This is a genomic window from Candidatus Magasanikbacteria bacterium RIFOXYB2_FULL_38_10, assembly GCA_001783145.1.
GTDB lineage: Bacteria > Patescibacteriota > Patescibacteriia > Magasanikbacterales > UBA10003 > GWC2-40-17.
Genome location: MFQT01000005.1, coordinates 2,207 through 6,164 on the forward strand (window position 1 = coordinate 2,207; position 3,958 = coordinate 6,164).

General features: G+C 38.3%; 3 protein-coding genes and 1 pseudogene (1 of these 4 only partly in view). All 4 read left to right on the forward strand.

Features of this window, described 5'->3' with window-relative positions:
• Positions 1–186: 186 nt before the first annotated feature.
• Positions 187–1,101, forward strand: a complete 915-nt coding sequence (locus tag A2294_03380) for a hypothetical protein (protein ID OGH85985.1) — start codon at positions 187–189, stop codon at positions 1,099–1,101.
• 42 nt (positions 1,102–1,143) lie between these two features.
• Entirely contained in the window at positions 1,144–2,016 is an 873-nt protein-coding gene (locus tag A2294_03385; protein ID OGH85986.1) for a glutamate racemase, read from the forward strand.
• 57 nt (positions 2,017–2,073) lie between these two features.
• A complete protein-coding gene (locus tag A2294_03390) occupies positions 2,074–3,411 on the forward strand; it encodes an RIP metalloprotease RseP (GenBank protein ID OGH85987.1) in 1,338 nt (445 codons plus the stop codon).
• Positions 3,412–3,430: 19 nt separating this feature from the next.
• Positions 3,431–3,958 (forward strand): annotated as a pseudogene (locus tag A2294_03395) (phenylalanine--tRNA ligase subunit alpha) (it continues 504 nt past the right edge of the window).

Genomic DNA, 3,958 nt, shown 5'->3' on the forward strand with positions numbered 1-3,958 from the left:
GGCGATGTCGCGAAGCGACTAGCCGACAACGCTGTAAGCGCGCCTCATTCGGCAAAAGGAGCGAAGCGATTTTGCCGAACTACCTTTATGCCAACTTGTGGTTTTGTTGGCTAAGATGTGATATAATTTTTGTGAAAATGGTGTTATATCCTTGGGGGATATAACATTACAATAATATCAATAAATATGAAGGAGGACAACACCCTGGATAATTTAGGGCGGGAATTGCGTATCCGCAATTATAGCCGTCAAACAGCAGAATCGTACATCTTTTACAATAAAAATTTTTTAGTTTTTTGCCAAAAATATCCTCGGGAAGTAAAAACGGAAGATATTAAGGCTTATTTGAATTTTTTGGCGGAAACGCGCTCATCCAGCACCGTATCAGTAGCTTATAACGCGTTGCTGTTTTATTACAAACAAATTTGGCAACGTCATTTTTTTATAAATTTACCCCATCCGCGCAAAGAAAAGCATATTCCGGTTGTTTTATCCAAAGAAGAAGTCAAAAGAATGATAAGCTCAACCACCAATCCCAAACATCATTGTATTATCAGTTTGTTATATGGCACCGGCGTGCGGGTGAGCGAATTAACTCACATAAAAATGTGTGATATTGATTTAGACAGAATGGTTTTACGAGTATTTCAAGGCAAGGGGAAAAAAGATCGGCTGACAATTTTACCCGGCTCGTTAAAAGAAATTTTAATTAAACAAGCAAGAATAAAAACGGCCGATGATTTTTTATTCACCAACGGCCGAGAAAGGCGCATTTTACCAATACCTGTTGCGAGCAATTTTGTTGTACCGCGATTAGGTAGAAGCAGGGAATCGGGTGAAAAAGAGCGTTTAAAAGTAGGTGGGCGTCTGACGGAAGCGACTATTCAAAAAATTGTGGCGCAAGCGGCCCAAAGGGCAGAGATTAAAAAAACCGTTTCACCTCACACCCTGCGGCATTCTTTTGCTACGCACTTGCTGGAAAATGGTACGGATATTAGATATATTCAGGAATTATTGGGTCATGCCAAGTTGCAAACAACGCAAATTTATACTAAAGTGGCTAATAATGTTTTGGCTAAAATAAAAAGCCCTTTGGATTGATTTTAAAAAAATGAAGAGAATTTTTATTCTCTAGTAAAAACTATGATTGGATTTTTTGATTCTGGTTTTGGCGGATTAACAATTTTAAAAGAAGTGCTGGGTGTGGACGTAAAAAGTGGCCTTGCAAAAAAGATTGATGTGAAATCCGGCACAAAAAAAATTACTTCAGTATCTTTGTCTGCTTACGATTTTATTTATCTAGGCGATACGGCTCGCGCTCCTTATGGCAATCATTCACCAGAAACAATCTACCGCTTTACTACCGAAGCGGTAGATTTTCTTTTTCGCCAAGGCTGTGAATTGGTGGTTTTGGCCTGTTTTTCCGCCTCAGCCAATGCCTTGCGTAAAATTCAGCAGGAATGGCTGCCAACGCATTATCCTAATAAAAAAGTTTTAGGAGTTCTCATTCCCACCGCCGAATCCGCTGCCTTGCTAAGTAAAAAGGGCAAGGTGGGAATTTTAGGGACCCGGGCCACGGTAAAATCCGGCGCTTTGGAAACGGAATTAAAAAAACGCCGTGCTGATTTGCAAATTATCAGTCAGGCCGCACCGCTTTTGGTGCCTTTAATAGAAGAAGGCTGGGACAAGCGTTTGGAAACCAAAAAAATTCTTCGTTATTATTTAAAACCTCTAAAAAAATCTGCCATTGATACTTTAATTTTGGCCTGCACTCATTATCCGGTTTTGCAAAAAGAAATCAAAATTATGATGGGTAAAAAGGTGACAATTATTAATCCAGGTGAGGCGGAAAAAAAATCTTTGGCAGATTATTTGCTTCGTCATCCGGAAATTGAAGAAAAACTTTCCCAAAAAGGTCAGTGTCGTTTTTTAACCACTGATCGGCCGGAAGATTTTGAACGTTTAGGCAGTAAGTTTTTAGGCTGGTCTTTTAAAGCGGAAAAAGTTAGTTTATAAATTTTTTTAACGCGGCAGATTTAAGCCCAGATAAGTCCTTATGAAGAAGGAACAGCTTTGCTTTTTTTGTTATTTGCTGATAAAATATTAAGAACTTTAAAATTTAATTTGCCTTTAAAGGCAAAGAAAGATACTCTTGCAATTATGCTTTTAACTTTGCTGGCTTTTGTTTTTGTCTTGGCAATTTTGGTTTTGGCTCATGAATTTGGGCATTTTGTCGTGGCCAGAAAAAACGGCATCAAAGTTGATGAATTTGGTTTTGGTTTTCCGCCACGTTTTATTGGTATCCAAAGAGTGGTAGTTGGAGTGGAGGAGGATATAAGGGAAAAAATAGTTATAGAAGCGGAAAAAGAAGTGGACAATATTTCCTTAACTATCAAACCTAAAACCAAATGGAAAATAGTTTGGGGCAATAAAGAAGGTCTGCCCGGCAACTCTTCCACCATCTATTCTTTAAATTGGATTCCGCTTGGAGGTTTTGTCAAAATTAAAGGTGAAGACGGAGAAGAGTCAACCGATCCGGATAGTTTTATCAATAAAAAAATTTGGCAAAGAACCTTTGTTTTGTGTGCCGGAGTTTTAATGAACATTGTTTTAGCCGCAGTTCTTTTGGGTGTTGGCTATATGATTGGCCTGCCCCAGTCCGTAGATAATTTGGGTTATGGAGCTAAAGTTAGTGATGCCAAAATAGAAATTATGTCCGTTTTGTCCGGCTTTCCGGCTAAGGACGCGGGTTTGCAAGCAGGGGACGAGATTGCCGGATTGGATTCTTTATCTAATTTAAAAGTGGCTGATTTACAAAATTATTTGTCTCAAAAAGAAGGCCAAAAAGTTTTTTTTACCATCAAAAGAAATAATGAAATGTTTCAAAAAGAAATTATTCCAGCCAAACTTAAAGAAACCAGCCGTGGCGGAATTGGCGTAGTACTTTTGGAAACAGCCGTGGTCTCTTATCCTTGGTATTTGGCTATTTGGCATGGGTTTATTGATTCCGTATTTTTTGCTTGGGAAGTTGTTAAGGCCTTTGCCCTTTTAATCGCTAATATTTTTAGAGGCGCCGCCGGAGTAACGGAAAATTTAGCCGGACCGGTGGGAATTGCGGTGTTAACAGGTAAGGCCGCCAAATTGGGCCTGGGTTATCTTTTGCAATTTATGGCTTTACTTTCTATTAATCTGGCTGTCTTAAATATTTTGCCATTCCCCGCCTTAGATGGTGGACGTGTCTTGTTTTTACTCATAGAAAAAGTACGTGGTCGACCGGTGGCCAGAAAAATGGAAAATGCTTTTCATACTCTGGGTTTTGCTGTTCTAATGCTTTTAGTTTTATTTGTCACAATTAAAGACGTGGGAAATTTTAAATGGATTTTTGTTAATTTGTGGCACAAAATTTTTTAGATAAAATTGTTATTTAAATATGCAAGAAAAATTGCAACAATTAAAAAAAGAAGCTCTTGAGGCTTTGGATAAAGTGAAAGATAAAATACGTTTGGAAGAATGGGAGAATAAATTTTTGGGCCGAAAAAGTGGGGAGCTGACTAATTTAATGAAAGGCTTAAAAGATTTATCTGATGAAAGTAAAACAGTGGTAGGTCGGGTGGCTAATGAAGTGAAACAATCTTTGGAAGAGTTGGCTTTTACTAAACGTCAAGATTTAGCAACGGCTGATTTTAAAAACAGTGTAGCCAAAGAAAAAATAGATATTTCGGAGCCGTCTTTAATTAAGAGCAATCTTGGGTCTTTTCATCCCAACACTATTGTGCAAAAAAAATTGGAGGAACTTTTTTCGTCTATGGGTTTTATGATTTTGGACGGTCCGGAATTGGAAAGTGATTATTATAATTTTGAGGCATTGAATATCCCCCCTACACATCCGGCCCGCGATATGCAAGATACTTTTTATATTAAAGATCACAAAAATTGGGTGATGCGCACGCATACCTCG

What these genes read in the sequence shown, in the direction of transcription:
- A2294_03385 (OGH85986.1), top strand. Translation starts at nt 1,144, where the DNA reads ATGATTGGATTTTTTGATTCTGGTTTTGGCGGATTAACAATTTTAAAA.
- A2294_03380 (OGH85985.1), top strand. Translation starts at nt 187, where the DNA reads ATGAAGGAGGACAACACCCTGGATAATTTAGGGCGGGAATTGCGTATC.